Origin of the sequence: Kitasatospora sp. NPDC002551 (genome assembly GCF_040296005.1) — a bacterium.
Classification (GTDB): Bacteria; Actinomycetota; Actinomycetes; order Streptomycetales; family Streptomycetaceae; genus Kitasatospora.
On the sequence record NZ_JBEOWI010000004.1, the window covers coordinates 15,186 to 37,212 of the forward strand.

General features: G+C 74.9%; 24 protein-coding genes. 11 read left to right on the forward strand and 13 right to left on the reverse strand.

The window, feature by feature from the left end:
• The first annotated feature begins 110 nt into the window (after positions 1-110).
• Positions 111-1,307, forward strand: a complete 1,197-nt coding sequence (locus ABT093_RS05495) for an XdhC family protein (RefSeq protein WP_350560662.1) — start codon at positions 111-113, stop codon at positions 1,305-1,307.
• 24 nt (positions 1,308-1,331) lie between these two features.
• Here the strand turns inward: ABT093_RS05495 and ABT093_RS05500 are convergent, their stop codons facing one another.
• Positions 1,332-1,628: a hypothetical protein gene (locus ABT093_RS05500; protein WP_350560664.1), complete on the reverse strand. Its 297-nt coding sequence runs from the start codon at positions 1,626-1,628 to the stop codon at positions 1,332-1,334.
• A gap of 178 nt (positions 1,629-1,806) precedes the next feature.
• On the opposite strand from ABT093_RS05500, the gene ABT093_RS05505 reads away from it, so the two are divergent.
• The gene (locus tag ABT093_RS05505; RefSeq protein ID WP_350560666.1) at positions 1,807-2,100 is read left to right on the forward strand and encodes a hypothetical protein; all 294 of its coding nucleotides are present in this window, start codon (positions 1,807-1,809) and stop codon (positions 2,098-2,100) included.
• Between the two features lie 15 nt (positions 2,101-2,115).
• Here the strand turns inward: ABT093_RS05505 and ABT093_RS05510 are convergent, their stop codons facing one another.
• On the reverse strand, positions 2,116-2,784 hold the full coding sequence (locus tag ABT093_RS05510) for a LysE family translocator (protein ID WP_350560668.1): 669 nt from the start codon (positions 2,782-2,784) through the stop codon (positions 2,116-2,118).
• Positions 2,785-2,862: 78 nt separating this feature from the next.
• Positions 2,863-3,075, reverse strand: a complete 213-nt coding sequence (locus ABT093_RS05515; protein ID WP_350560670.1) for a cold-shock protein — start codon at positions 3,073-3,075, stop codon at positions 2,863-2,865.
• Between the two features lie 145 nt (positions 3,076-3,220).
• On the opposite strand from ABT093_RS05515, the gene ABT093_RS05520 reads away from it, so the two are divergent.
• Positions 3,221-4,282: a helix-turn-helix transcriptional regulator gene (locus ABT093_RS05520; protein WP_350560672.1), complete on the forward strand. Its 1,062-nt coding sequence runs from the start codon at positions 3,221-3,223 to the stop codon at positions 4,280-4,282.
• A 37-nt stretch (positions 4,283-4,319) separates the two neighbouring features.
• Here the strand turns inward: ABT093_RS05520 and ABT093_RS05525 are convergent, their stop codons facing one another.
• Positions 4,320-5,237: an SDR family oxidoreductase gene (locus tag ABT093_RS05525; protein ID WP_350560674.1), complete on the reverse strand. Its 918-nt coding sequence runs from the start codon at positions 5,235-5,237 to the stop codon at positions 4,320-4,322.
• Between the two features lie 133 nt (positions 5,238-5,370).
• Here ABT093_RS05525 and ABT093_RS05530 point away from each other — a divergent pair, with 133 nt between their 5' ends.
• A complete protein-coding gene (locus ABT093_RS05530; RefSeq protein ID WP_350560676.1) occupies positions 5,371-5,655 on the forward strand; it encodes a ribbon-helix-helix domain-containing protein in 285 nt (94 codons plus the stop codon).
• Positions 5,656-5,795: 140 nt separating this feature from the next.
• Here the strand turns inward: ABT093_RS05530 and ABT093_RS05535 are convergent, their stop codons facing one another.
• From ABT093_RS05535 to ABT093_RS05570, 8 genes are all read right to left on the reverse strand, one after another.
• The gene (locus ABT093_RS05535) at positions 5,796-7,538 is read right to left on the reverse strand and encodes an SDR family oxidoreductase (RefSeq protein ID WP_350560678.1); all 1,743 of its coding nucleotides are present in this window, start codon (positions 7,536-7,538) and stop codon (positions 5,796-5,798) included.
• On the reverse strand, positions 7,535-8,461 hold the full coding sequence (locus ABT093_RS05540) for a M24 family metallopeptidase (RefSeq protein WP_350560680.1): 927 nt from the start codon (positions 8,459-8,461) through the stop codon (positions 7,535-7,537). Before ABT093_RS05540 ends, ABT093_RS05535 begins: the two co-directional genes overlap by 4 nt.
• 15 nt (positions 8,462-8,476) lie before the next feature.
• Positions 8,477-9,565, reverse strand: a complete 1,089-nt coding sequence (locus ABT093_RS05545) for a PDR/VanB family oxidoreductase (protein ID WP_350560682.1) — start codon at positions 9,563-9,565, stop codon at positions 8,477-8,479.
• Positions 9,566-9,709: 144 nt separating this feature from the next.
• A complete protein-coding gene (locus tag ABT093_RS05550) occupies positions 9,710-10,627 on the reverse strand; it encodes a metal-dependent hydrolase (protein WP_350560684.1) in 918 nt (305 codons plus the stop codon).
• Positions 10,628-10,855: 228 nt separating this feature from the next.
• On the reverse strand, positions 10,856-11,635 hold the full coding sequence (locus ABT093_RS05555; RefSeq protein ID WP_350560686.1) for an IclR family transcriptional regulator: 780 nt from the start codon (positions 11,633-11,635) through the stop codon (positions 10,856-10,858).
• Between the two features lie 171 nt (positions 11,636-11,806).
• Positions 11,807-12,250: a hypothetical protein gene (locus ABT093_RS05560; RefSeq protein ID WP_350560688.1), complete on the reverse strand. Its 444-nt coding sequence runs from the start codon at positions 12,248-12,250 to the stop codon at positions 11,807-11,809.
• A gap of 178 nt (positions 12,251-12,428) precedes the next feature.
• A complete protein-coding gene (gene allB, locus ABT093_RS05565; protein ID WP_350560690.1) occupies positions 12,429-13,805 on the reverse strand; it encodes an allantoinase AllB in 1,377 nt (458 codons plus the stop codon).
• A gap of 105 nt (positions 13,806-13,910) precedes the next feature.
• Positions 13,911-15,053, reverse strand: coding sequence for a glycerate kinase (locus ABT093_RS05570; RefSeq protein WP_350560693.1), 1,143 nt, complete (start codon positions 15,051-15,053; stop codon positions 13,911-13,913).
• 368 nt (positions 15,054-15,421) lie between these two features.
• On the opposite strand from ABT093_RS05570, the gene ABT093_RS05575 reads away from it, so the two are divergent.
• The 6 genes from ABT093_RS05575 (at position 15,422) to ABT093_RS05600 (ending at position 19,581) form a co-directional block, all read left to right on the forward strand.
• Positions 15,422-15,703 (forward strand): thiamine-binding protein, encoded by a 282-nt coding sequence (locus tag ABT093_RS05575; protein WP_502884141.1) that lies wholly within the window; start codon positions 15,422-15,424, stop codon positions 15,701-15,703.
• Entirely contained in the window at positions 15,700-16,080 is a 381-nt protein-coding gene (locus ABT093_RS05580; RefSeq protein WP_350560697.1) for a helix-turn-helix domain-containing protein, read from the forward strand. Before ABT093_RS05575 ends, ABT093_RS05580 begins: the two co-directional genes overlap by 4 nt.
• Positions 16,081-16,326: 246 nt before the next feature.
• Positions 16,327-16,848, forward strand: coding sequence for a 2-oxo-4-hydroxy-4-carboxy-5-ureidoimidazoline decarboxylase (uraD, locus tag ABT093_RS05585; RefSeq protein ID WP_350560699.1), 522 nt, complete (start codon positions 16,327-16,329; stop codon positions 16,846-16,848).
• Positions 16,849-16,887: 39 nt separating this feature from the next.
• The gene (gene uraH / locus ABT093_RS05590) at positions 16,888-17,223 is read left to right on the forward strand and encodes a hydroxyisourate hydrolase (protein ID WP_350560701.1); all 336 of its coding nucleotides are present in this window, start codon (positions 16,888-16,890) and stop codon (positions 17,221-17,223) included.
• 28 nt (positions 17,224-17,251) lie between these two features.
• Positions 17,252-18,172, forward strand: coding sequence for a factor-independent urate hydroxylase (gene pucL, locus ABT093_RS05595; protein ID WP_350560703.1), 921 nt, complete (start codon positions 17,252-17,254; stop codon positions 18,170-18,172).
• A gap of 23 nt (positions 18,173-18,195) precedes the next feature.
• On the forward strand, positions 18,196-19,581 hold the full coding sequence (locus tag ABT093_RS05600) for an 8-oxoguanine deaminase (protein ID WP_350560705.1): 1,386 nt from the start codon (positions 18,196-18,198) through the stop codon (positions 19,579-19,581).
• A gap of 86 nt (positions 19,582-19,667) precedes the next feature.
• Here the strand turns inward: ABT093_RS05600 and ABT093_RS05605 are convergent, their stop codons facing one another.
• Positions 19,668-20,942 (reverse strand): MFS transporter, encoded by a 1,275-nt coding sequence (locus tag ABT093_RS05605; protein WP_350560707.1) that lies wholly within the window; start codon positions 20,940-20,942, stop codon positions 19,668-19,670.
• Positions 20,943-20,997: 55 nt separating this feature from the next.
• On the opposite strand from ABT093_RS05605, the gene ABT093_RS05610 reads away from it, so the two are divergent.
• On the forward strand, positions 20,998-22,026 hold the full coding sequence (locus tag ABT093_RS05610) for an ArsR/SmtB family transcription factor (RefSeq protein WP_350560709.1): 1,029 nt from the start codon (positions 20,998-21,000) through the stop codon (positions 22,024-22,026).
• Position 22,027: the final 1 nt, after the last annotated feature.

A 22,027-nucleotide genomic window follows, 5' to 3' on the forward strand; every position in this document is an offset into this window, starting at 1 on the left:
CCGTACGGCGGCGGATCACGGGCGCCACGGATCACGGGCAGCGCGGATCACGGGCAGTGCCCCGGCCCGCCCGGTTCGCCTACCCTCGAAGGCACGAAGGAGCTCCCGTCATGCAGGACATCGCCCAGCAGCTGCTGGCCTGGCACGCGTCCGGCCGCTCCTTCGCCGTGGCCACCGTGGTCGGCGTCACCGGCAGCGCCCCGCGCGACCCGGGCGCCGCGCTCGCCGTCGACGCGGACGGCGAGGCCGTCGGCAGCGTCTCCGGCGGCTGCGTCGAGGGGGCCGTCTACGAGCTGTGCCGGGCCGCCATCGCCTCCGGCGAGCCGGTGCTGGAACGGTTCGGTTACAGCGACGAGGACGCCTTCGCCGTCGGCCTGACCTGCGGCGGCGCCCTGGACGTCTTCGTCCAGCCGGTCGTCCCCGGCGCCGATCCCGCGCTCGACGCCGGCATCGCGCTGGTCGCCGCCGGCACCCCCGTGGCACTCGCCCGCGTCGTCGCCGGCCCCTCCGGGCTGCTCGGCGCCACCCTCGCCGTCACCGCCGGGACCCACCACGGCGCCCTCTCCCCCGCCCCCACGGTGTCGGCCGCGCTGGAGCGGGCCGCCGTCACCGAGGCGCGCGCCCTGCTCGACGCCGGCCGCACCGGCCGGCTCGTCCTCGGCCTCGACGGACGCCCCTGCGACGAGCACGGGCGCGGCACCGTCACCCTGTTCGTCGAGTCGTACGTGCCCGCGCCCCGGATGCTGGTGTTCGGCGCGATCGACTTCGCCGCGGCCGTCGTGCGGATCGGCAAGTTCCTCGGCTACGACGTCACCGTCTGCGACGCCCGGCCCGTCTTCGCCACCGAACGGCGCTTCCCCGACGCGGACCGGGTGGTCGTCGACTGGCCGCACCGCTACCTGGACTCCCAGCTGGACCGGCTGGACGGCCGCACGGTGCTCTGCGTGCTCACCCACGACGCCAAGTTCGACCTGCCGCTGCTGGAACGCGCGCTGCGGCTGCCGCTCGGCTACGTCGGCGCGATGGGCTCGCGCCGCACCCACCGCGAACGGGTGGCCGGGCTGCGCGAGGCCGGGCTGACCGATGCCGAACTCGCCCGGCTGCGCTCCCCGATCGGCCTGGACCTCGGCGCCCGCACGCCCGAGGAGACCGCCGTCTCGGTCGCCGCCGAGATCGTCGCCCACCGGCGGGGCGGCGGCTGCCTGCCGCTCAGCGCCGGGGACGGGCCGATCCACCACGCCCTCACGGCCGGGGGTGCGGAGGAGCGGGCGACCGGCGGGGCGGCGGGCGAGCCGCACGCGGCCTGAGCGGGGCCCGGCCGGTGCGGGACCTCAGCGCACCACGTTGTAGGCCTCGCAGACCAGCGGCGGGGCGGTCGCCATCCCCACCTCGCGCAGGATCGGCAGCAGCACCGCCGCGAAGTGGTCGAAGGCCTCCCGGGACTCCCAGACGTCCGTGACGTGCCAGCCCGCGCCGTCCGGCAGCGGACCGGCCGCGTGCGTCAGCAGCCCGCGCACCGGCCAGTCCTCGGGCCGGTTCAGCCCGGTGCCGCCGGTGAGCCGGTCCACCGACTCCTCGTACTGCTCCCGGGTCACCCCGGGAAGGTCGAACACCACGATGATCGCCATGGGACGGGCTCCTGTTCCGCCGGCCGTCGTCCGGTCGTCGTCCGGACGCCTCCCAGTGCAGCCCGCGGGACGGCGCAGCGGCCAATCCGGTACCGCCGACCGGGTGAATTGCGGGCCCCGCGCGGCGGCGGGAGGCTGGAACGGAGGACTCGCCCGAGCCCGGAAAAGGGGCACCGCCATGCGCGCGCTGCTGGAGATCGAACTCGACACCCAGACGACCAACCGGGCCATCACGGACGGCGCCCTCGCGGCGAAGTTCAACCAGATCATGGCCGGCCTCAAGCCCGAGGCCGCCTACGCCTTCCCCCGGCACGGCCGGCGCTGCCAGATCGTCGTGGTCGACGTGCCCGACGAGGCGTCCATCGTCAGGATCTGCGAGCCGTTCTGGTTGGAGTTCAACGCCCACATCGACATGCACATCTGCATGGACCCGGACGATCTCCGCGAGGGCCTGAGCCGCCTGGGCCGCTGATCCCCCGGGCTCCGGTCAGTCGGAGACCGCCAGCTTCACGCCGAAGCCGACCACCACCACACCCGTCACCCGGTCCATCGCCCGGCGCGCCACCGGGCGGCGCAGCCAGCCGCGCAGCGCCCGGGCGAAGGCCACCAGCACCAGCGACCAGAGCAGGCCCTCCAGCACGTGGACGCCGGTCAGGGCCACCCCGGCGGCGAAGTGCGGGGCACTCGCCGGGATGAACTGCGGCAGCATCGCGACGTAGAAGACGCCCACCTTCGGGTTGAGCAGGTTGGTCAGCAGGCCGCGCCGCCAGCCGGACGCCAGACCGCCCACCGGGGCCTTCTCCTCGTCCGGCCCTGACTCCTGCTCCCGCCCGTCCCCGGCTGCCGTTCCGTCCCCGCCCGCCGCGCCGGCCCGGGCGCGGAGCATCCCGATCCCCATCCACACCAGGTAGGCGGCGCCCGCCCAGCGCAACACCTCGTAGCCGACCTTCGAGGCGGTGAGCAGCGCCGTCACGCCGGCCGAGGTGAGCGTCCCCCAGAGCAGCGTGCCGGTCTGGATCCCGAGCACCACGCCCCACGCCTGCCGCCGATGGCCCAGCGCCGAGGTGCGCAGGATGAGGGCGGTGTCCAGCCCCGGGGTGAGCGTGAGCAGGCCCACGACGAGGGCGAAGGACCAGAGGGCGGTCGTCATCTCCATGGCCCTGATCGTACGGGGGCGCGGACCGCCCGCCGGACGGGTTCTCCACCTGCGGTTCTGCGCCCGCGGCCGAGGGCCTCAGGCCGCGCGCCGCACCCGCTCGGCGACCGGGCGGCCCTCCTGCTCGGTCGGGTCGTACTCGACCCGCTCGCCCTCGGCCAGCCTCCGGTCACCGCCGGCGGACGTCAGGATCGAGTCGTAGTACACGTACAGCGGCGGGCCGTCGTCGTCGGGGGTGATCAGGCCGTACCCGTGGTCGGCGTGGTAGGACTGCACGGTGCCGGTGGCCATCGGGGACTCCTCGGGTCCGTGGGGCGTGCGGGTGCGGGAACGTGCGGGGCACGGGGGCGCGAGGCCGAAACCTCCCCCGGCCACCCATGATCGGTGCTGGACCGGCCGGGCGCGCCCCGGCCCCGAGAGGGAGGACGGTCGGCGGATGCGCACGGCCCGGGCGATCTCGCTGCTCCTGCTGCTCCAGGCGCGCCGCGCCATGACCGGCGCCGAACTGGCCGCCGAGCTGGAGGTCTCCGAGCGCACGGTGCAGCGCGACGTGCTGGCACTGGCCGAGGCCGGCGTCCCCGTGTACGCCGACCGGGGGCGGGCCGGCGGCTACCGGCTGCTCGACGGCTACCGCACCCGGCTGACCGGTCTCGACCGGGCCGAGGCGGAGGTGCTGCTGCTGGCCGGCCTGCCCGGGCCGCTCGGGGCGATGGGCCTCGCCGATCCGGCCCTGGCCGCCCGGCTCAAGGTGGCCGGCGAACTCGGCGAGGCCCCCGCCGCCGGGGCCCGGCGGTTCCACCTGGACGCGCCCGGGTGGTTCCGCGACGCGCCCGTGCCGCCGCTGCTGGCCGAGGTCGCGCGGGCGGTGTGGGGCGGGTGGCTGCTGCGGGTGCGCTACCGGCGGCGCCCCGGCGCGGAGCAGGGCGGCGTCGAGCGGCTGCTGCGGCCGTACGGGCTGGTGCTGAAGGCGGGCGCCTGGTACCTGGTCGCCCGGCCGGACGGCGACGCCCGGCCGGACGGCGGTGATGGTGACGGTGGCGGCGGCGGTGACGGCGGCGGTGACGGTGACGGCAGCGGTGACGGCGGCCACCGGGTGTACCGGGTCGACCGGCTGGCCGTCGCCGAACCGCTCGCCGACCGGCCGTTCGAACGCGACGAGGCCTTCGACCTCGCCGCGTTCTGGGACGCCAAGGCCGCCGGGTTCGCCCGCTCGCTGCTGCGCGAGCGCGTCACCGTCCGGATCAGCCCGCACGGCCTCGACCGGCTGCCGCACCTGCTCGAACCGGTCGCCGTCCAGGAGGCGCTCGCCACCGCCGGGGAGCCGGACGGACACGGGTGGGTGACCGTCCGGCTGCCGGTGGAGTCCCTGGACGTCGGCTACGAGGAACTGCTGCGGCTCGGACCGGAGGCCGAGGTGCTCGAACCGCCGGCCCTGCGCCGACGGCTGGCCGAGGCGGCGGCCCGCGCCGCCGCGCTCTACGGCCCGCCGCAGCGGTAGCCGGCCCCAGCGCTGGCCCGGCGGTGCTCAGCGGTGCTCAGCGGTAGCCGGCCGGGTCCAGCGGGCCGTCCGCCGCCTCCACGTCGACCAGGTAGCGGAAGGCGTCCGGGCGGCTGCCGTCCAGGTCGGTGAAGCCGTACTCGCCAGCCAGGGCGCCGCTGGAGAACGAACCGCCGTTGAACCGCGCCACCCGCGGATCCGCGGCCAGCGCCACCACCGCCCGGCCCACGTACGCCGGCGACTCCGAGATGCCGAACTGCGGCTCGGCCGCCGTCGCCTCGCGCCAGGTCTCCTCGGTGACGCCGAAGTGCTCCAGCATCATCTCCGAACGCATCCACCCCGGCGTCAGCGCCACCGCCGTCGCCCCGCGCGGGGCCAGCTCGTGCCCCAGCGCGAAGGCCATCCGCAGCACGGCGGCCTTCGCGACGTCGTAGAAGAAGGAGTTCCGGTACCGGGTGGCGTTGTACTCGGCCGTGCCGTCGGTCATCTCCACCACCAGCCCGCCGGGGCGGCGCAGCAGCAGGGGCAGCAGGTGGTGGCTGGTGATCGCGTGCGTCTCGACGGCCAGCCGCAACAGCCGCAGACCCTTGTCCAGGTCGTGCTCCCAGACCGGGCTGTCCCAGGCGAACAGCTGCTCACCGCCCCAGATGTCGTTCACCAGGATGTCCAGCCCACCCTGCTCGGCCTCGATCCGCGCGGCCACCGCCGCCACCTCGGCGGGCACCAGGTGGTCGGCGCGCACCGCGATGCCGCGCCCGCCGGCCGCCGTCACCAGCTCCGCCGTCTCCTCCAGCGTCTCCGCGCGCCCGTACTCGCCCCGGTGGCCCTCGGCGCTGCGCCCCGTCCCGTACACCGTCGCCCCCGCGGCCCCCAACTGCACCGCGATCCCCCTCCCGGCCCCCCGGGTGGCCCCCGCCACCAGTGCGACCTTGCCCTTCAGCGGCTGCTCCGTCATTCCCTCGCCCTTCCTCGGTGCCCATGGTGTCTCCACCCGTCACCACCGATGCTCCCCCGGAATCCCGACACCTCCTGTCGGGATTGCGGGCCGATCGAGGCCGAGGAACGTATGGCAGCGGCACCCTACGCAAATGGCTCTCAAGCGCACGACCGTCTACGTCGAAGCCGAAGACCTCGCCGTGATCAAGGAGGCGGCAGCCCGGGAGGGGATGGCGGAGGCGGAGATCATCCGGGAAGGGATCCATCTCGCCGCCATGCCCCCCCCCCGGCGCACCTGGGACGAACCGTTCTTCAGCCGGACCCACAAGCCGATCGGCGAGGCCACTGAGGACGACCTCTGGGCCGACAGGGCAGCGGCCTACGAGCGAACGAAGCGGGCTGCCGCCCTGCCCGAGCGAGAGCAGGGCCCTGCGTGATGTCAACGAGACTTCCGGGCGGTCCGCCCTCTGACGGCCGAGCACAAAGCCTTCCGGATCCTGCCCTTCGATCTGTGAGCCGTCCTCATCGGTCCGGGGCGCGCGGTGCCACCGCGTGCCCCGGGCCTCGGCGCCCCCGTTCAGGTGAAGTCGAGGCGGGCGGCGAGGCGCAGGAGACCGGGGGCGAGGCGGCTGAGGAGCCGGGCGGCCTTGGCCTCGGGGGTGACGGGGACGACGGGCTTGTTGGTGCGGACGGCGGTCAGGATCGCGGTGGCGACCTTCTCCGGCGGGAAGCCGCGCCGGGCGTAGAGGCGGGCGGCGCGGGCCTGCTTGGCGGCCTGTTCGTCGGCGGTGGTGGCGGAGAAGGTGGAGGTGCGGGTGATGTTGGTGTTGACGATGCCGGGGCAGATGGTGGAGACGCCGATGCCGTGGCCGGCGAGTTCGGCGCGCAGGCAGTCGGAGAGCATGAAGACGGCGGCCTTGCTGGTCGCGTAGGCGGTGAGCGCCTTGGACGGCAGATAGGCGGCGGCGGAGGAGAGGTTGACGATGTGGCCGCCCTCGCCGCGCTCGGCCATCAGGGCGCCGAAGGCGCGGCAACCGTGGATGACGCCCCAGAGGTTGACGTCCAGGACCCGCTGCCACTCCTTCTCGGTGGTCTCCAGGAAGGAGCCGGAGTGGCCGATGCCGGCGTTGTTGACGACCACGTCGGGCACACCGTGCTCGGCGGCGATCTGCTGGGCGAAGGCGTCGACGGCGGCGCCGTCCGCGACGTCGACCCGGTAGGCGTACGCGGTCGGGCCGATCAGGCCGGCGAGGTCGGCGGTGCGGCGGGCCGCGTCGAGGTCGACGTCGCAGACCACCACCCGGGCGCCCTCCTCGGCGAAGGCGAGGGCGGTGGCCCGGCCGATGCCGCTGCCGCCTCCGGTGACGACGACCAGCCGGCCGTCGTGGGGCGTGCCCGCGCCGGCCGCGGGGCGGGCGGCCTCGCCGGCCTCGGTGCGGGCGACGTGTCGGCGGACGAGTCCGGCCACGGTGGTTCCCTTCTCCAGCAGCGCGGACCAGTGGGTGGCGCGCAGGGTACGGCGGGTCAGTCGGGGCACCCAGCGCTCCAGGCCCTCGGAGAGGTAGCCGCCGACGTAGTGGTCCTCGGTGAGGGTGATCAGCTGGACCGGCACCTCGGTGCGGCGTTCGCGCGGGTGGCGCAGGGTGGGGCGCATGTTGGCCCGGTAGAGCTCTATGCCGCGCACCGCGTCGCGGCGCAGGCTGGGCTGCGGGTGGCCGGGGCGCGGGGTGACGCCCTCCAGGTCGCGCAGCACCCGGGGCCAGGCGCGGGCGAGGCCCAGGCGCCAGACGCCGGGGGCGAGGTAGGGCAGGTGGAAGGCGGTGATGTACCAGGAGTGGGCGCCCTGGGAGAGCAGTTGCCGCAGGTGGCGGGGGGTGGGGCGGCGCAGCCGCTCGCGCAGCCAGTGGCCCATGTGGTCCAGGCAGGGCCCGGACATGGTGGTGTAGGAGGCGAGGCGGCGTTCGGCGCCGGGGGTGGTGACGGCCTCCCAGGACTGCAGCGAGCCCCAGTCGTGGGCGACGACGTGCACCGGGCGGTCGGGGCTGACGGCGTCGGCGACGGCGAACAGGTCGGCGGCGAGCTGTTCGAGGCGGTAGCCGGCGCGGTCGGCGGGGACGCCGGAGGCGCCGGCGCCGCGCACGTCGTAGCGGACCACGTGGTGGTCGCGGGCGAGGTCGGCGGCGACGTCGTCCCAGACGGCGTGGGTGTCGGGGTAGCCGTGGACCAGCAGGACGGTGGGGGCGGAGGGGTCGCCCTGCTCGTGGACGGCGAGCGGCAGGCCTCCGGAGTGGACCGTGCGGCGGCGGGTGGGGGTGCTCATCGGGCGGCTCCCTCGGTGGCGGTCGCGGTGGTCTTGGCGGTGGTCTTGGCGGTGGGCGCGCTGGGCTCGGTGGTCGTGGTGGTGGTCTTGATGGCGGCAGTATTCCAGCGGCGGACGTGCGGGAGGTCGTCGTCCAGCCAGTAGGCGTCGTCCTCGGTGACCACCAGCAGTTCCTCGAACTTGATGCCGACCTCGCGGAACCCGATGTGCGGTTCCACCGCCCACAGGCCCGGGGTGGGCGCGTGCCGGGAGGAGCGGCCGTCCGCCCAGAGCGGGGAGCGGCCGTGCAGGCGCTCGCTGACGAGTTCGCGGCCGAGCGTCTGGAGGGTTCGCACGCCGAAGCCGAAGACGTTCACCCCGGCCGGGCCGCGGGCCGTCATCCGGGTGACCTGGTGGCCGATCACCCGGCCCGGGTAGACCCGGTGGCGGTTGTCGTAGCCGTGCGCCTCGATCTGGGCGTCGACGGCCGCGTACACCTCGGCGAGCGGCTTGCGGGCGCGGACCTCGGCGAGGATCAGCTCGCGGTAGACCCGCAGGTCGGCGGCCAGGCGGTCCCAGACGCGGTTCTCGCCGACCTTGCCGCCGTAGCCGATGTCGGCGGTGTAGCCGTCGACGACGGGCGCGCAGTCCAGCACGTACGGCATGCCCTCCTGGAGGCGGCGGTTGCCGGCGAAGAACTGCAGCGGGGTGTGGAAGTGGCGGAAGGCCGTCCGGTCGCCGAACCAGGCGAAGGGGACGTGGAAGAAGTCCTGCACGCCGGCGGCGACCAGGCGGCGGCGCAGCTCCGCGGTGGCCTGGCGCTCGGTGACGCCGGGTTCGATCCAGGCGGCCACCTGCTCGGCGCAGTCGTAGGCGAGCTGCTGGGTCTCCCGGAAGCGGGCGAGGTCGCGCTCGGTGAACGGGAAGGCGGGGGTGCGCGGCACGGCGGGGCTCTCCTTCTAGAGGTCCAGCACGAGGGTCTCGCCCTCGGCGGCGCGGGAGACGCAGGGCAGCAGGGCGCCGGCGGCGCGCTGGTCGGGGGTGAGGCGGCGGTCGCGGTGGTCGGCGGTGCCGGCCAGCAGGCGGACCTCGCAGGTGCCGCAGAAGCCCTGCCGGCAGGAGTAGGCGAGGTCGGGGCGGGCCTCGCGCAGCACGTCCAGGGCGGAGCGGTCGGCGGGGACGGCCAGTTCGGGGCCCCCGGCGCCGAGGCGGACGGTGAACGGTTCGCCGTCGGTGACCGGGGCGGCGCCGAAGCGTTCGAAGTGCAGGGCGGCGGCGGGCGAGCCGTCGAGGGCCCGCCGCACGGCGGCGAGCATCGGCGCCGGGCCGCAGCAGTAGACGGCGGCGCCGCGCGGGGCGTGGGCGAGCAGGTCGGCGCCGGTGGGCGGGCCGCCGTGCTCGTCGTCGGTGCGCAGGTGGACCCGGCCCGGGTCGAGGGCGCGCAGTTCGGCGGCGAACGGGAGGGTGTCGGCGCTGCGGCCGGTGTGGACCAACTGCCAGTCCAGGCCGTGCCGCTGGGCCTCGCGGGCCATCGGCAGCAGCGGAGTGACGCCGATGCCGCCGGCCAGCAGCAGCACGGCCGGCTCGGCGCAGAAGGCGAAGCCGTTGCGCGGGCGGCGGGCGGTGAGCCGGGTGCCGGGGTGGACGGTGTCGTGGAGCTCGACGGAGCCGCCGCCCCCGTCGGGCAGGCGGCGCACGGCGACCCGGTAGGCGGCGCGGTCGGCGGGGTCGCCGCAGAGCGAGTAGTGGCGCTCACGGCCGGAGGGGAGGGTCAGGCGCAGGTGGGCGCCGGGCTGCCAGGCCGGGAGGGGGCTGCCGGAGGGGTCGGCGAGGGTCAGCTCGACGGCGTCGGCGGCGACGGCGCGGCGGGCGGTGACCACCAGGGCGAGCGCCGGGGCGGGGCGGCTGACGGGGCGCCGGGGGTTGCGGCGCAGCAGCGGGCCGCCGAGGGCCGGGCTGTAGCGGTCGCCGAACGCGGTGAGGAAGCGGAAGAAGGTGTCGGCGCGGGGGCGGCCGTAAAGGTCGGGGGGTGGGGTGCGCAGGTCCATCCGGCGGGGTCCTTGGGGGATCGGGCTCGAACGCGGGCGGGGGGACGGGCTCGGGTCCTCGGGGGCGGCTGACAACTGACAACTGACAGCTGACAGATTTCAGATGACAGATAACAGATAACGTCATCTGTCAGTTGTCAGCTGTCAGTGGCCTCCGGCGGCGGCGCGGGCGGCCGGGGAGGTCGCGAGGTAGCCGAGGGCCTGACTGGAGGAGCCCTCCTGGGTGGGGTGGTAGCCCGGGCGCAGGTAGCGCAGCCCGGAGCGGAGCGACCTGACCGGATCGGGCAGCAGACCGCGCCGGGCGATCCGGCCGGCCTCGCGCCAGGTGGGCCTGAGCCGGCCGTCCAGGGTGGGATCGGCGGCGAGCAGGAAGCGGGCGCCGCGCACCCAGAGGTGCACCAGCAGCGGACCGGAGACCAGCATGCCGCGGATCCGGCGGGCGTAGCCGGGGTCGAGGTGGACCATCAGGTCGAAGGCGACGCTGCGGTGCTCGACCTCCTCGGCGCCGTGCCAGCGCAGCAGATCGAGCATCGTCGGGTCGGCCTTGGCGCGGTCCAGGCCCGGGGAGTTGAGCGCCCAGTCGCCGAGGAAGGCGGTGAAGTGCTCGATCGCCGCGATGAAGGCGACGCGTTCGATGAGGTTCTCGCGGCGGCGGGCGGCGGACAGCCCGGGCTTGTCGCCGAGGACGCGCTGGAACAGCCAGGCGATCTGGCGCACGTACGGGCGCGGGTCGAGGCCCTGGCCGAGCAGGTGGTCGAGGACCTCCTGGTGCGCCTCGGCGTGGATGGCCTCCTGACCGATGAACCCCAGCACCTCCTCACGGAGTTGCTCGTCGCGGATCAGCGGCAGGGCCTCCTTGAAGACCTTGACGAACCAGCGCTCGCCCTCCGGCAGCAGCAGGTGCAGGACATTGATGACGTGGGTGGCCATCGGCTCGTCGGGGATCCAGTGCAGCGGCAGAGCCGCCCAGTCGAAGCGGACGTCGCGGGGCTCCAGGACGAGGCCCTCGTGCACCCGGGCGGCGGGCGCGGCGAGGGCGGGGACGGGGGTGGGGCTGGGCATGGAAGGGCCCTCCTGACCTGCGGGCGGCGGCTCGACCCGGCTCAACGTACTCGCGGGTAGCCCGCGCCACAAGGGTTTCGGCGGTCCTTATCGACATCGAGTCTAATAAGTGCCGCGCACCCCTCGCCCGCCCGACGAACCCCGCTGGACCCCTCCGCGCCCCTCCGCGCCCCTCCGGAAAACGCGAGAACCCCGCCGGAGCGGGGTCCCTGGGCGCATGCGGCGCGGTCAGACCGCCATCGCGAGCATCAACGGCGCCGCGCGGGCCGCGAGCAGTTCTGCCGCCGCCTTCAGCCGGTGCACGCTGTCGACCGGCAACGAGGTCGCCAGACAGCCGACCGTGCTGCCGGCGGTCACCGGCACGGCCGCGCACACCGTGCCGAGGGCGTACTCCTGGATGTCCAGCACCGGCACGGTGGCCGGCTGGCGCTCCAGGCGGTGCATCAACTGGTCGGCGTCGGTGACCGTCCGCGAGGTCAGGCGGGCCACCGGGTGGCGGGACAGGTGGTCCCGGCGGGCGTCGTGGTCGAGCTGGCTGAGCAGGCACTTGCCGATCGCGCTGGCGTGCGCGGTGGCCCGGAAGTCCACCCACTCCTGCACCGCCGGCGCGTACTCGGAGGCCGAGACCGCCTCGACCGACAACTCCCCTTCGTGGTAGCGGCCGAAGTACACCGCGGCGCCCAACTCGTCGCGCAGCTCGGCGAGTTTGCTGTCCAGCCGGGCTCGGACCAGCTGCTCCCGGTTGTGCTGGCCGAGCAGCGCGAAGGTTCCGCCGAGCACCCAGCCGCCGTCCTGACAGGTGAGGTAGCCCTCGATCTCCAGGATCTCCGCGAGCCGGCGAACCGTCGGCAGCCCCAGGGACGTCTCCCTCGCCAGGGCGACCAGGGTGACGCCGCCGGGGTGCCGGTCGACGGCTTCCAGCAGTCTGAGGGCGTGCTGCAGGGAGGCGAACGAACCGGGCACGCCCTGCTCCGGTACGGCGTGGCGGCCCGGGGCTGGTGTCGACATGTCGTCCCCTTCCGATGTCCCCCCGCGGCGTGACCGGCGGGTAGCTCCAGCCTATAGACCGCCGGACTCCGTCAACGCCCGCTTCGCCGGATATCCGTCCGGACGCGGTGGAACACTTGACTGGCATATGCCCCACCGCGCCCCCTCATACCCCCTTGCGGCCGGCGGCGGTCAGCAGTGCGGGACCACCGGGTCGTTGCTGCCGGTGTAGACCCAGGCGTCCGGGACGGCCAGGGTGCGGAAGGTGAAGCCCGACGCGCCCGCGCCCGGCCACTCGTACAACTCCACCTTGTCCCAGACCGTGCTGGTGCCCCACGGTCCCTGGACCGCCGGGCCGCTGAGCCAGCAGCTGATCGACAGCCCGGTGTTGTACGGGAACGCCGTGAACAGTTCGTCGGACCAGGCGACCTGCGGGCGCCCGTCGTAGAAGCGGGACCACAGGCCGTCGGTGGCCGCCACGCAGCCGTTCCACCCGATCCAGGGACGGTCGCTGGCGTGTCCCCCGATCGCGTCGCACCCGTCGGCCGCCCGGGCCGTTCCCGCTCCGCTCGCGATACCGCCGGCCACCAGGCCGGCCGACAGGGCCACGGCGGCCAGTGCCTTCCTCACCCGCATGTCAACTCCTCCGTTCCGTCACGACGTTCGCCGCGTCCGGTGGCACTCAGTGCAACACCGTCCGACCCCACCGGACCAGGCCCCACCGGACCAGGCCCCGCCGAACCCGGCGACCACCGGTGGACAGTCGCGCGGAGGCGGAGCCACCCGGCCGACCCGCCGCAGGCGTGGGCGCGGATCACCCGGTCCGGACGGGGCCCGCGCCGGGGCCGACGAGTCGGACACCGAAGGGCTCGCCGGCGACGTCCACCACCCGGCCGCGCAGCCAGGTGGTGCGCACCGCGCCGGTGAGCGTGCGGCCCGCGTACGGGGTGACCGGGTTGCGGTGGTGCAACTCGCCGGGGTGCACGGTGAACCGGGCGTCCGGGTCGAAGGCGACCAGGTCGGCGTCACGGCCGACCGCGATCGCGCCCTTCCGTCCGTCGAGGCCGACCAGCCGGGCCGGCCCCGCCGACATCCAGCCGGCCACGTCGGCGAGGGTGTGGCCGCGCCGCCGGGCCTCGGTCCAGACCGCCGACAGGCCGAGCTGGAGGGAGGCGATGCCGCCCCAGGCCACCGCGAAGTCCCCGCTGCCACCCTGCGCGGGCAGCAGCTTGAGGTCGGGGGTGCACGGCGAGTGGTCGGAGACCACGGCCGCGAACTCCCCCGCTGCCAGGGCCGTCCAGAGCGCTTCGCGGTTGGCCTCCTCGCGGATCGGCGGGCAGCACTTGAACGCCGTGTCGCCGTCCGGGACCTGCTCGGCGGCCAGGGTCAGGTAGTGCGGGCAGGTCTCGGCGGTGACCTCGACGCCCTCCGCCCGGGCCCGGCGCAGCAGCGGCAGCACCGCGGCCGAGGAGACGTGCGGGACGTGCACCCGGGCGCCGGTCCGGCGGGCCGCCGCCAGCAGCCGGGCAACGGCGGCGGTCTCCGCGCCTGCGGGGCGGGAGGCAAGGAAGTCCCGGTAGTGGACGCCGGGTTGCCGCGGTGCGGCGGCCAGCACGGCCGGGTCCTCGGCGTGGATGACGGCCAGCGCCCCGAGCCCGGCCTGCTCGGCGAGCGCGGCCTCCAGGGCGGTCGGCTCCAGGTGCGGGAACTCGTCCACGCCGCTCGGCGCGAGGAAGGACTTGAAGCCGAACACGCCCGCGCGGTGCAGGGGTTCGAGGTCGGCGAGGTTGCCGGGGACGGCTCCGCCCCAGAAACCGAGGTCCACCCAGGTCTGCCCCTCGGCGGCCTTCCGCTTGGCCTCCAGGCCGGCGAGCGTGGTGGTGGGGGGCACCGAGTTGAGCGGCATGTCGACGATGGTGGTGACACCACCGGCTGCGGCCGCCCGGGTGGCGGTGGCGAAACCCTCCCACGCGGTGCGGCCGGGCTCGTTGACGTGCACGTGGGTGTCGACCAGGCCGGGCAGCAGGGCGGTGTCACCGAGGTCGGTCGGCCCGGCGCCGTCGGCCGCCAGGGAGCCGTGCGCGGCGATCCGCGCGATCCTGCCGTCCCGGACCAGCACGTCCGCAGGGCCTTCGCCGTCCGGCAGCACCACCCGGCGGGAGCGGATCACCACGGTCTCGCTGAGGGACATGGGGCCTCCGGAGCCTGGCCGAGGGGTGGGGTGGGTCGAAGGTCGGCCCGGAGCCTAGGCGGCCTTCAACAAAGCGTCAATGGAGCCATCGGGATCGAACGGCCGCTAGCGGCGCAGGAGTTCCACCGCCAGCCGCTCCCCCGCGACCTCGGCCAGCTCTCCGGCCCTGGTCAGGCTCTCGGCGGGGCTCCGGCCCAACTCGCTGAGCGCGTAAGCGGCGACGAAGCCGGCCTCCCGCCACTCGCGTTCGGACAGCTCGACCCGCCCCGCCACGGCGGCCACCCGGACCCCCGCCCTGGCGGCCGCCGCGGCGACGCCGGCGGGGGCCTTGCCGTGGAGCGTCTGCGCGTCCAGGCAGCCCTCGCCGGTGACGACCAGGCGCGCCCCGCGCACCGCCTCCTCGAAGCCCAGCAGGTCGAGCAGGAACTCGATGCCGGGTCGCATGGTGGCGCCCAGGAGGGCCAGCGCGGCGAAGCCGACGCCGCCCGCGGCCCCGGCCCCGGGGGCCGCGCGGAGGTCCCGGCCGACGGCGGCGCCGACGACGTCGGCGAACCGGGTCAGCCCCTCTTCCAGCACCACCAGGTCCTCGCCGCTCGCGCCCTTCTGCGGGCCGTAGACGGTGGCGGCCCCGCGCGGGCCGAGCAGCGGGTTGTCGACGTCGCAGGCCACGATCACCTCGACGCCCTCCAGCGTGCGGGCCAGCGGGCCGGGGACGATCCGCTCCAGCCTTCTCAACGCGGCGCCACCGGGGGTCAGTTCGGCGCCCTCGGCGTCCAGCAGGGAAACCCCGAGCGCCTGCAGCAGACCGGCGCCGCCGTCGGTGCCGGCGCTGCCGCCGAGTCCGAGCACGATCCGCCGGGAGCCCCGGCCGACCGCCCGGCCGATCAGCTGGCCGACCCCGTAGGAGCCGGCCGTCAGCGGGGCGGTCCGGCCTCCGGGCAGCCTGGCCAGTCCGGAGGCCTGGGCGAGTTCGACGACGGCGGTGGTGCCGCGGACGGCGAGCGCGGCGTCCACCGGCAGGCCGGTGGGGCCGGCCACCGTGGCGGGAACCCTGGCGAAGCCGGCCGCGAGGGCGGCGGCCAGGGTGCCCTCGCCTCCGTCGGCGACCGGCAGTTCGCGAACCTCGGTGCCGGGGGCGGCGCGGCGGATGCCTGCGGCGATCCGGGCGGCCGCCTCGGCGCCCTCCAGGGTGCCCTTGAACTTGTCGGGCGCGACGACCACATGACCCTGGTGGCGGTTGGCGGACATGGTGGGGGCCTCACTTCCGGGCTGGGTCTGGCGATGGTTCATCAAGCATGGGCCCCCGCCGGGTGCGAAGCGCCGGGCAGAGGTCGGCACCCGTCGGCCGACGACTGACAGCTGACAGCTGACAGCTGACAGCTGACAGCTGACAAATTTCAGATGACAGATAACAGATAACAGATTCTGTCAGCTGTCAGTCCCGTCCCCGGGCCGGCGACCGCAGCCACCGGGTGCTCCGCGATGCGGAAGAGGAATTCTGTTCCACGGAATCCTCCCCAGCCCGTCGAGCGACCACCAAGGCACCCGCAACCACCCACCCGCCGAATCGAACCGACCCCCCTCCCGCCCATCGCTAGAGTGAGCAGGTGCGATTGATGGTGGAGTTCACGACAGAACCGTTCGAGCTGGAGACCTTCCCGCCGCACGCGGCGGCGGCCCGCCGGGCGGTCGACGAGGCCGGACTGGCCGTCTCGGTCGGCCCGTTCGGCACCGGCGCCGAGGGCGGGGCGGACCAGGTGCTGACCGCCGTGACCGCGCTGCTCCGCGAGAGCCTGGAGGCCGGCGCGACCCGGATCTCGCTCCAGCTCAGCGTGCTCGGCGACGCCGGGAACACGGACGGCGCGAGCGGCGAAGCCGGCGAGGGTGGCAGGCCGTGACCGAGCAACCGCAGCACCCGCTCACCTCGGCGCTCAAGCCGCTGCTCGACGCGGTCGGCGCGACGGCCGTCCCGCTGGACGAGGCGAAGCCCGAGGACGTCGTCCTGGAGTGGGAGGGCGAGCGGGCGCTGGCCGTCCGCCTGCCGCACCTCGGCAGCGCGCTGGACCGCCTGCTGGCCGAGACGACCCGCCAGTTCGGCGGCCGGCCACTGGCCGAACTGGAGCGCTCCGAGAAGCAGCGCGTGGTCGCCCTCCTGGAGGAGCGCGGCGCGTTCACCGTCCGCCACGGGGTGGAGACGGTCGCGACGGCGCTCGGCGTCAGCCGCTTCACCGTGTACAACTACCTCAACCGCCAGGACGCTTCGAAGTCGAACTGACCCGGAACCGCACCGGAGCCGCCCACGGAACCGCTCCGGGCCGCACGTCAGCCCGAACGGGCACGCCCCGCCGAGGAGGTCACTCCGACCCGCGTCCCGGCGGGGCACACTTGTCTCATCATCCATAACCCGCCCCGGCGGCCAGGCCCGCCGGAGGCGATGACACCAACCGTTCAACAAAGTGTTGACGGCCCGATCCCGCCGATCTAGCTTGTGCGGGTGGCACCACTCCCAGGAGGTCCACTCGTGACCAACCACCCCCGCGCCGTCGACGCCCCTGACGGCCTCGACGCCCTGGCGGCCGCCGACGCCGCCGGGCTGAGGGAGATCCTGCTGGGCGTCTGCGCCAGCCGCGCCTGGGCCGACGCCGTCGCGGCGACCCGCCCCTGGCGGGGCCGCCGGGCCCTGCTCGACGCCAGCGCCGCGGCCACGGCGGCCCTCTCCGCGGCCGATCTTCGCGACGCGCTGGCCGGCCACGCCCGGATCGGCGTCCCCGGGGCGGGCGACGCCACCACCGAGCGGGAGCAGGCCGGAGTCCGCGGCGCCGACCCGGCCCTGCTCGACGAGCTGCGGAGAGCGAACGCCGCCTACGAGGCCAGATTCGGCCAGGTGTTCCTGATCTGCGCGACCGGCCGCACCGCCGCCACCGTGCTCGCCGCCCTGCGCGAGCGCCTCCCCAACACCCCCGCCGCCGAGACGGAGATCGTCCGGGACGAACTGCGGAAGATCAACGAGATCCGCATCACCCGAATGCTCGACGGAGCCTGACGCGGCGTCGGATCAAGAATCAGTGAGGCCACCCCGCCCATGACCGGTATCTCCACCCACGTGCTCGACACCAGCCTCGGCCGCCCCGCCGAGGGCGTCCCGGTCGAGCTCGCACTGCGCACCGGGGGCGGCTGGACGGTGCTCGGCACCTCCGCCACGGACTCCGACGGCCGGGCCACGGACCTGCCGGCCGTGCAGGCGGGCGCGGTCGTCCGGCTGGTCTTCGACACCGCCGCGTACTTCGCCCGGACGAGCGAGGACCAGCCGTTCTTCCCAGAGGTCTCGATCGTCTTCACCGTCGCGCCCGCGCAACACCACTACCACGTGCCGTTGCTGCTGAACCCGTTCGGCTACTCGGTCTACCGCGGCAGCTAGGCCGATCGATTGAGAGGGGCACCACGCCATGGCCCACGTGCTCGGTCAGAACCAGTACGGCAAGGCGGAGAACCGCATCGTCCGCGTGTGCCGGGATTCCGCCCGCCACGAGATCAAGGACCTGAACGTCTCGGTCTCCCTCTCCGGCGACCTGGCGGACGTCCACCTCACCGGGTCCAACGCCAACTGCCTTCCCACCGACACCACCAAGAACACCGTCTTCGCCTTCGCCAAGCAGTACGGCATCGAGTCCGCCGAGGCCTTCGGCATCCTGCTGGCCCGGCACTTCGTGGACCACACCGAGCGCGGGGTCATCCACCGGGCCCGGATCCGGATCGAGGAGTACGCGTGGGAGCGGATCCCCACCTCCGGCACCGCCACCCGCCCCACCGGCTCCGAGGAGGCCGGCCACTCCTTCGTGCGCAGCGGCCAGGAGGTCCGCACCAGCGAGATCGTCTACGACGGCCAGGGCGTCCAGGTGATCTCCGGTCTGAAGGACCTGGTCGTGCTGAACTCCACCGACTCGGAGTTCTGGGGCTACATCAAGGACAGGTACACCACCCTCCAGGAGGCGTACGACCGGATCCTCGCCACCCAGGTCACCGCCCGCTGGAAGTACGGCTACACCGGCCGTGACGGCGAGGCCCAGCCGCACTGGAACGCCTGCTACACCCAGGTCCGGCGGGACCTGCTGGAGGCCTTCGCCGAGACCTACTCCTACTCGCTGCAGCAGACCCTGCACGCGATGGGCACCCGCGTCCTCGACCGCCGCGCCGAGGTCGACGAGGTGCGCCTCGAACTCCCCAACAAGCACCACTTCCTGGTCGACCTGGAGCCGTTCGGGCTCACCAACGACAACGAGGTCTACTACGCCGCCGACCGGATGTACGGCCTCATCGAGGGCACCGTGCACCGCGAGGGCGTCGTCCCGGTCATCCCGGTCGCCTGACCGGCATCTCCCCTGGAGTTCCCATGGCCGTCCAGCCCCCGCCCGCCGACCGGCGGACCGTCATCGAGAACGCGGCGATCGCCACCGTCGACGCCCACGACACCGAGTACGCCCGCGGCCACGTCGTCGTCCTCGGCAACCGGATCGAGTCGGTCGGCGAGGGCCCCGCCCCGGCGTGGCCGGACCCCACGGCGCGCCGGATCGACGCGCGGGGCCACCTGGTCACCCCCGGCCTGGTCAACACCCACCACCACTTCTACCAGTGGATCACCCGCGGCCTCGCCCAGGACGACATCCTCTTCGACTGGCTGGTCGCCCTCTACCCGACCTGGGCCCGGATCGACGACCGGCTCGTGCACGCCGCCGCCCGGGGCTCCGCCGCCGCCCTGCTCAAGTCCGGCTGCACCACCGCCGCCGACCACCACTACGTCTTCCCCCGGGACGGCGGCGACATCCTCGGCGCCGAGATCGAGGCCGTGCGCGAACTCGGCCTGCGGTTCACCGCGTCGCGCGGCTCCATGGACCGGGGCAGGAAGGACGGCGGCCTGCCCCCCGACCACGCCGTCGAGGACCTCGACGCCATCCTCGCCGCCTCCGAGGAGGCCGTCGACCGCCACCACGACGCCTCCCCCGGCTCCATGCTGCGGATCGCCCTCGCCCCCTGCTCGCCGTTCTCGGTCTCCACCCGGCTGATGCGCGAGTCCGCCGAACTCGCCCGCCGCAAGGGCGTCCGGCTGCACACCCACGGCTCCGAGACGGCCGAGGAGGAGGCGTTCTGCAAGGAGTTGTTCGGCATGGGCCCCACCGACTACTTCGAGTCGGTCGGCTGGCTGGGCGAGGACGTCTGGATGGCGCACTGCGTCCACATGAACGACTCCGACATCGCCAAGTTCGCCGGGACCGGCACCGGCGTGGCGCACTGCCCGTCCTCCAACGCCCGGCTGGGCGCCGGGATCGCGCGGGTGCCCGAGATGCTGGCGGCCGGCGTCCCGGTCGGCCTCGGCGTCGACGGCACCGCCTCCAACGAGTCCGGCGAACTCGGCACCGAACTGCGCAACGCCCTGCTGCTCAACCGCCTGCACGGCTCACCACGGGCGCTCACCGCCCGCCGGGCCCTGCGGCTGGGCACCATGGGCGGCGCCCGGGTGCTCGGGCGGCAGGACGAGATCGGCTCGATCGAGGCCGGCAAGCTCGCCGACCTCGCGCTGTGGAAGGTCGACGGCCTGATGCACTCCTCGATCGCCGACCCGGTCGCCGCGCTCGTCCTCGGCGCGCTGCCGCCGCTGGCGCTGCTCCTCGTCAACGGCAACACCGTCGTCGAGCAGGGGCGGCTGACCACGGTGGACGAGGAGCGGATCGCGCGGGACTGCGCCCGCGCGGCCAGGGATCTCTCCACTCGCGCGATCTGACGCTGTCTCGGACCTCCCCGGAAATCCCGGTGGTACAGGGACGGCGCCGGCTCCCACCCCCGTGGGGCGCCGGCGCCGCACCCGGCTCAGGAGGTCTGCGGCGCGGCCGACCCCCGCACGGCCGCGCCCCGTACCGCCGGCAGCAGCGCGGGACCGGCCAGCGCGAACACCCCCGCCAGCACCACCCAGCCGACCGCCCCGTGGTCCACCGCCGTCAGCGTGACCACCAGCGGCCCGATCACGTGCGCGCCCGCCTGCCCGCTCAGGAACACCCCCTGGTACTCGCCGTGCGCCCGCGGATCCGCCAGGTCCAGGCTGAGCGTCCAGCCGCCCGCCGAGGTGAGCAACTCCCCCACGGTGTGCACCAGCGCGCCCGCCAGCAGCGCCGCGGCCGCCGCCCACCCCGGGCCGTACCCCGCCACCGCGTAGGCCAGGCAGCCGGCCGCCAGCAGCAGCGCCCCCTGCGAGCAGGCCCGCGCCGCCGAGGGGACGTCCGCCACGCCCCGGCTCGCCCGCACCTGGAACAGCACCACCAGCAGGCAGTTGACCACGTTCACCGCCGCGACCGTGGCGGCCGGCGCCTCGGTGCCGAGCACGATCCACAACGGCAACCCGACGGTCAGCACGGCGAGTTGCAGCTCCAGCACCGCGTGCAGCACGGTGACCAGCAGATACCGGCGGTCCCGCAGCGCCGTCCGGCGCCCACCCGGGCCGGTCCGGCCAACCCCACCGCCGGCCGCGGAGGTTGCGGGCAGCGACAGCCCCACCAGCAGCGCCGTCACCCCCAGGAAGCTCACCGCGTCCAGCACCGCCATCGTCACGTACCCGGCGTAGGAGTCCGCCTGCAGGGCGAGCGCCGCGCCGCCCGAACCGACCACCAGGCCCGCGTTCGCCACCGACCGCAGCAGCGCCCGCGACCGCACCTGCCCCTCGGCCGGCAGCGCCCGCGCGATCAGCGCGCTGCGCACCGCCGCCGCACCCCGCGAGAGCACCGTCGCGGCGCAGGCCAGCGCCACGAAGGCGGCGAAGGAGTGCACGAAGGCGTAGCCGAGCACCGCCGCCGCCTCCAGCGGGCCGAGCACGAGCAGCAGCCGCCTGCTCCCGGTCCGGTCGGCGAGCCGCCCCATCGGCACCCCGGCGAACACCCCGCAGATCCCGGCGACGGTGAGGCCGAGCGCCACCGATCCGGGCGTCAGGCCGATGGCGCGGGTGAAGAACAGCACGTTCACCGTGACGAACAGCCCGTCACCGACGGCGTTCACCAGGGTCATCAGCGCCAGCCGGCGCAGCAGCGGATCGGCGGGCAGCAGGCGGCGGCCGGGGGCACGCGGGCGTGCCCCCGCAGAGGTGGAGGAGGTCATGGCAGAAGCACAGCGGGGTTCCCGGACGGGCGGAATTCTTTTACCGTTACGGTCAATGTTCGAGTTCCGTCTCGGCGTCGACGACCTCGCCGCCACCTGGTTCGCCTACTCCCCGCTGCAGGAGGCGGTGCTGGGCCTGCGCGCCCGCCGCCGGCCGTCGTACTACCCGGAGCAGCAGCCGTGGATCGCCGGCTGGCAGGACCGCTACGCCACCCTGGACACCGAACTGCTGGACGTGCTGACCGCGCCGAGCGGCTTCGTGCCGGACTTCCTGACGCCCCGCCCGGACGTGCCCCGGCCGGACTTCGACAGCGAACTGGCACGACTGGCCGCCACCCCGCCGGAGGTGGTGCGGGCGGACCTGCTGGCCGCCTACCCGGGCGGCGGATGCCCGCTGCCCCCGGTGCTGGCGGCGCCGATCGACGACCCGGCGGCGCTGGCCGCGCTGACCGCGCGGGCGGCGGAGGCGCTGTCCGGGTACTGGAGACGGTGCCTGGCCCCGGCGTGGTGGCCGCGGGCGCGGTCGGTGCTGGAGGCGGACCTCGCGTACCGGGCCCGGCTGCTCTCCGAACGCGGCGCGGAGGGCCTGTTCGCGGACCTCGACGCCCGGATCTCCTGGCGGGACGGGGTGCTGCGGCTGATCGACCACACTCCGGTGGTCCGGGCGCTCGGCACCTCGGTGGTGGACGTGGCGGGCCGCGGACTGGTGCTGATCCCGACACTGGGCGGACGCGGCGCGCAGACCGACATCACCCAGGACGGCCCGCCGCTGATCACCTACCCGGCGCGCGGCAGGGCCACCATGGCGGAGGGCCTGCCGGGCACCGCCTGCACGGAGGGGCGGGCGCTGCCGGCCGGGCTGGTGGGGCTGATCGGCCCGGCCCGGGCGCGGCTGCTGGTGCTGCTGGCGGCCCCGGCCAGCACCACGGAACTCGCCCACCGGCTGGGGGTGACGCCGGGCGCGGTCAGCCGGCACCTCGGCGCGCTGGCGGCGGCCGGCCTGCTGGAGCGCACCCGGCACGGCCGCCGGGTGCTCTACCGGCGCAGCGGCCTCGGCGACGCGCTGGCGGCAGGCCGGCCCTGAG